The sequence below is a fragment of the Saccharomonospora halophila 8 genome (genome assembly GCF_000383775.1).
Lineage (GTDB): Bacteria > Actinomycetota > Actinomycetes > Mycobacteriales > Pseudonocardiaceae > Saccharomonospora > Saccharomonospora halophila.
In genome coordinates this window covers 85,652-90,378 of sequence record NZ_KB912586.1, presented here as the reverse complement: position 1 = coordinate 90,378, position 4,727 = coordinate 85,652, and the positions used below count along the sequence as shown (strand labels likewise).

Below are 4,727 nucleotides of genomic sequence, written 5' to 3'. Positions count from 1 at the left end.
CGCCGTCGCCCGCGGCCTTCGCGGCGGCCATGAGCTGGGCGACCAGCGCCCCGACGGGGGTGACGACCCCGGCCTCGCGGGCGGCGGCGGTGACGATGCCCATGTCCTTGTGGTGCAGTTCGATGCGGAAGCCGGGGTCGAACGAGCGGGTGAGCATGTTCTGCCGCTTCTGGTCGAGCACCGTCGACCCGGCCAGGCCGCCGCCGAGGACCTCCAGCGCGGCGTCGGTGTCCACGCCGTAGGACTCCAGGAAGACGACGGCCTCGGACAGCGCCTGGATGTTCGAGGCGACGACGAGCTGGTTGGCGGCCTTGACGGTCTGGCCCGAGCCGCTCGGTCCGACGTGGACGACGGTGCCGCCGACCGTGTCGAACAGCGGCTTCGCCTCGGCGAAGTCGGCCTCGCTGCCGCCGACCATGATCGAGAGGGTGGCGTTGCGGGCGCCCGCCTCACCACCGGACACCGGGGCGTCGAGCAGCCGCAGCGTCCGGTACCGGGCCTGTTCGTCGAGCGCGACGGTGACGTCCGGGCGGATGCTGGAGAAGTCGATCACCAGGGTGCCGGGGGCCGCGTGTTCGAACACCCCGCCCTCGCCGGCCAGGACCTGCCGCACGTCCGGCGAGTCGGGGACCATCACGCAGACCACGTCGGCGCCGGTGACCGCCTCGGCGATCGAGGAGGCGGCGCGTCCGCCGGCCTCGGTCAGCGGCCGGGTCTTGTCCGGGGTGCGGTTGTACCCGACCACGTCGTGGCCCGCGCGGGCCAGATGGACGGCCATCGGGCTGCCCATGATGCCGAGGCCGAGGAATGCGATGGTGCTCATGAGTCGGGGACTCCTTCGGGATTCGGGATCGCTCGCGGGTGGTCTCAGGCGTGGCGGCGCCGCGGTGCCGGCCACTCGAAGCTGTCGACGGTGGCGCCGGTGGGCTTGTACTCCAGGGCGACCCAGCCGGAGTAGCCGCCCGCCTGCAGGTCGGTGAGGTGTCTGTCCAGGGGCAGTTCGCCCGTGCCGGGCTGGTTGCGGCCGGGGGCGTCGGCGATCTGCACGTGCGCCACCCGCGGGGTGTGCTCGGCGAGGACCGCGTCGACGTCGTCGCCGTTGACCGCGAGGTGGTAGAGGTCGGCGAGCAGACCGACGTTGGTGGTGCCGGTCTCGGAGCGGACCCGGTCGAGGACGGTGAGCGCGTCGGCGGCGGTGCGCAGCGGGTAGGGCTGCGGCCCGCTGACCGGTTCCACCAGCACCGTGCCGCCGAACCGGCCGACGGCCCGGGCGGCCAGGGCGAGGTTCTCCACGGCCAGAGCGTCCTGCTCGTGGTCGGCGACCGTGTCGAGGCGGTTGCCGTAGAGGGCGTTGAAGCCGGGTGTGCCCAGGCGCTCGCCGATGCCGGCGACGACGTCGACGTTGTCCCGGAACTCGTTCGTGCGTTCCGGCCAGGACACCAGGCCGCGGTCGCCGCCGGGCATGTCGCCGGCGAAGAAGTTGAGTCCGACGAGCCGGACTCCCGCGTCGGTGACGGCGGCGACGAACCGGTCGACCTCGGCGTCGCCGGGCACGGCCCGGGCGAACGGCCACCAGAACTCGACGGCGTCGAATCCCGCGGCTTTCGCCGCGGCCGGGCGTTCGTGCACGGGCAGTTCGGTGAACAGCAGCGAGCAGTTCACCGCGTAGGGCAGGGTGTGCGACACGGGGGTCACCTCGGTTCCTCCGTCCGGTCGGACGGGACGTCGGGAATGTCGTCGTCCAGGGTGTCGCCGAACCGGTCGATGCTGGTCTCGGCGGCCTCGAACACCGACGGTCCGGGCTTGTTGCCGAAGGACAGTTCGTTGAACAGCAGGTTGAGCAGCACGGCGACGACGGCGGCGGCGCTGATGCCGGAGTGCATGATCATGCCGAGCCATTCGGGGAAGGCATCCCAGAACTCGGGCGCGGCGATCGGGATGATGCCGAAGGCCATCGACACCGAGACGATCACCATGTTGAGGTTGTCCTGGTACCGCACCCGGGCGAGGGTGCGGATGCCGCTGGCGGCCACGGAGCCGAACAGCACGATGCCGGCCCCGCCGAGCACCGGGTAGGGGATCGCCGCGACGACGGCGCCGACCACCGGCAGCAGGCCGAGCAGCAGCAGCACCCCGCCGCCGACGGCGACCGCGAACCGGCTCTTGATCCCGGTCAGCGCGACGAGTCCGACGTTCTGGGCGAAGGCGCTGGCGGGGAAGGTGCCGAACAGCGGCGCCACGGTGGTCGCGCCCATGTCGGCCCGCAGCCCGGCGGCCACCCGTTTCGCGTCGACGTCGGTCTCCACGATCTCGCCGATGGCGAGGATGTCGGCGGTGGTCTCCACCATGATCACGAAGATGACGATGGTCATCGAGACGATGGCGCCGACCTGGAAGGTGGGCGTGCCGAAGTGCAGCACGGCCGGCAGCGCGACCACGTCGGCCTCGCCGACCCCGGAGAAGTCGGCCTTGCCGGTCAGTGTCGCGATCAGGGTTCCGATCACCAGGCCGATCAGGATGGACAGCCGGGAGATCGCGCCCTGGAAGAGTTTGCTGATCGCCAGGATGATCACCAGGGTGAGTCCGGCGTAGCCGATGTTGGCCATCGAGCCGAAGTCCTCGGCGCCGTCGCCGCCCCGGGCCCAGGTGAACGCGACCGGCATCAGGGACAGTCCGATGACCGTGATGATCGTGCCGTTCACCACGGCGGGGAACAGCCGCACGAGCTGGGCGAAGAACGACGAGGCGACCAGGCCGACGAGCCCGGCCACGATGATCGCCCCGAACACCGGGCGCACCCCGCCCTCGGAGGCGATGGCCACCATGGTGGACACGCTGGCGAACGAGATGCCCTGTACGATCGGCAGGCGGCTGCCCACCGGGCCGATGCCGAGGGTCTGCAGCAGCGTCGCCAGGCCGCTGAGGAACAGGCCCGCGGTGACGAGCAGGGCCGTGTCGGCCGGCGACAGCCCGGCCGCACCGCCGACGATCAGCGGGGGCGCGATGACCCCGCCGTACATGGTGAGGATGTGCTGGGTTCCGTAGGCGAGCAGCTTCGGCAGCGAGTACAGCTCGTCCTCGGGTCGGCCGCGGTACTTCGACGAGCGCGGGAACAGCTTCATTGCTGACCTCCTGCGGGTGTCGTCAGACCCAGCCGGGTACGGCGTGCCAGGCCGAACCGGCCTCGGGGGCGTCGTCGCGCTGCACGGTGGCCTCGATCAGCCCGTACGGGCGGTCGGCGGCGTGGAAGACCTCGTTCGGGTTGTCGACCCCGAACGGGGACAGATCCACCAGGAAGTGGTGCTTGTTCGGCGCGGAGAACCGGATCTCGGCGATGTCCGGGTGTTTCTCCAGCACCGTGTGGCCCATGCCGTAGAGGCTCTGCTGGAGCGCGTAGCTGTGGATCTCGGCGAACCGGGCCAGCAGCAGACCGCGCACCGCGGTGAACGTCTCGTCCCAGGACACGTCCGTGGTGCCGTAGCGCCAGCGGGCGATCAGGGAGGTCGCCAGAATCCGGTCGTCGGTCTCGGCGAGTGTGGTGTAGCGGTCGGTGAGGAATCCGTGGAACTCGGACCCGGTCGATTTCAGGACGGTGAGGTCCTTGATGCCGGAGACGACGTGGGCGGTGCGGTCCGCGCCGCGGCCGTCGACGTTCACCACGGTGGTGCGGGTGCCGAGGCCGGACTGCACGAAGGCGTGGTCGTGCTCGCCCGCCCCGGTGGCGATGCGCTGCCACGGGGTCTCGTCGATCTCGATGCGCGCCCCGGTGGCGGCGGGGGCCTGGGCGAGGAAGTGGTCGGCCAGCGCCAGGGCGAAGTCCTCGATCGTGTCGACGCCGTGTTCCTTGGCGAAGGAGAAGACGGTGTTCTTCTGGGTGTCGGTGGGCAGCACGTCGCCCTGGTCACCGTCGACGTGCGCGGCGCCGAAGTCGCCGCGCAGGGCGGTGGAGACGGTGAGGTCGCGGACTTCGTGCCGGGGGGTGTCCCGCTGGACACGGACGAGGTGGGTCTGGGCCTTGCCGTACTGGTTCGGGCCGAGAACGATGGCCATGATGTCAGCTCCCGCGGTAGGTCGAGTAGGCGAAGGGGCTCAGCAGCACGGGCACGTGGTGGTGCTGCGTGGGGTCGGCCAGGGTGAAGGTGATGACCACCTCGGGGAAGAAGCCGGTCTGCCCGGTGGCGGCGAAGTAGGCGGCGGTGTCGAACACCAACCGGTAGCGACCCGCGTCGAGTTCGTCCGGGCCGAGGTCGGGCACGCGGCCATCGCCGTTCGTGACGGCCTCGGCGAGGACGGTGGCTCCGTTCGCCCGTTCGAGCCGTACCGGGACGCCTGCGGCGGGGCGGCCGGCGGCGGTGTCCAGGACGTGGGTGGTGATCGCGCTCATGCCGTCACCAACTTCCGTACCCGCAGCACCGCGATCCTGCGAAGTTCGTCGGCGACGACGTCGGCCTCGCGGGCGGGGTCGTTGTCCAGTCGCGCGCGCAACGCGGCGAGGATCTCGTCGGAGGACAGCCCGGTGGCGCAGATCAGAAAGACCCGGCCGAACCTCTCCTCGTACGCGCGGTTGGCCTCGACGAGTGCCCGCCTGGTCGCCTCCTCGGCGTCCACCCCGGCCTGCTCCTGGCGGGACCACGCGGACTCCGTGTCGGCTCCCTCGGCGCGCTCCCCGATGCGCGGGTGTGCCGCGAGCGCCCGGTCGACCTCGTCGGCGTCGAGGCCGCGTGCCG

General features: G+C 71.3%; 6 protein-coding genes. All 6 read right to left on the bottom strand.

Features of this window, described 5'->3' with window-relative positions:
* Positions 1–823: 2-hydroxy-3-oxopropionate reductase (locus SACHA_RS23125; protein WP_020628655.1), on the bottom strand; the 823-nt coding region annotated here is incomplete at its 3' end.
* Positions 824–867: 44 nt separating this feature from the next.
* The gene (locus tag SACHA_RS0118880; protein WP_028663343.1) at positions 868–1,686 is read right to left on the bottom strand and encodes a hydroxypyruvate isomerase family protein; all 819 of its coding nucleotides are present in this window, start codon (positions 1,684–1,686) and stop codon (positions 868–870) included.
* A gap of 5 nt (positions 1,687–1,691) precedes the next feature.
* Positions 1,692–3,122, bottom strand: coding sequence for a nucleobase:cation symporter-2 family protein (locus SACHA_RS0118875; RefSeq protein WP_019812271.1), 1,431 nt, complete (start codon positions 3,120–3,122; stop codon positions 1,692–1,694).
* A gap of 22 nt (positions 3,123–3,144) precedes the next feature.
* Positions 3,145–4,050 (bottom strand): factor-independent urate hydroxylase, encoded by a 906-nt coding sequence (gene pucL / locus SACHA_RS0118870; protein ID WP_019812269.1) that lies wholly within the window; start codon positions 4,048–4,050, stop codon positions 3,145–3,147.
* 4 nt (positions 4,051–4,054) lie between these two features.
* Positions 4,055–4,384 (bottom strand): hydroxyisourate hydrolase, encoded by a 330-nt coding sequence (uraH, locus tag SACHA_RS0118865; RefSeq protein WP_019812267.1) that lies wholly within the window; start codon positions 4,382–4,384, stop codon positions 4,055–4,057.
* Positions 4,381–4,727 (bottom strand): 2-oxo-4-hydroxy-4-carboxy-5-ureidoimidazoline decarboxylase (locus tag SACHA_RS23120; RefSeq protein ID WP_019812265.1); only part of this gene is annotated, 347 nt, incomplete at its 5' end. The genes uraH and SACHA_RS23120, both read right to left, overlap by 4 nt.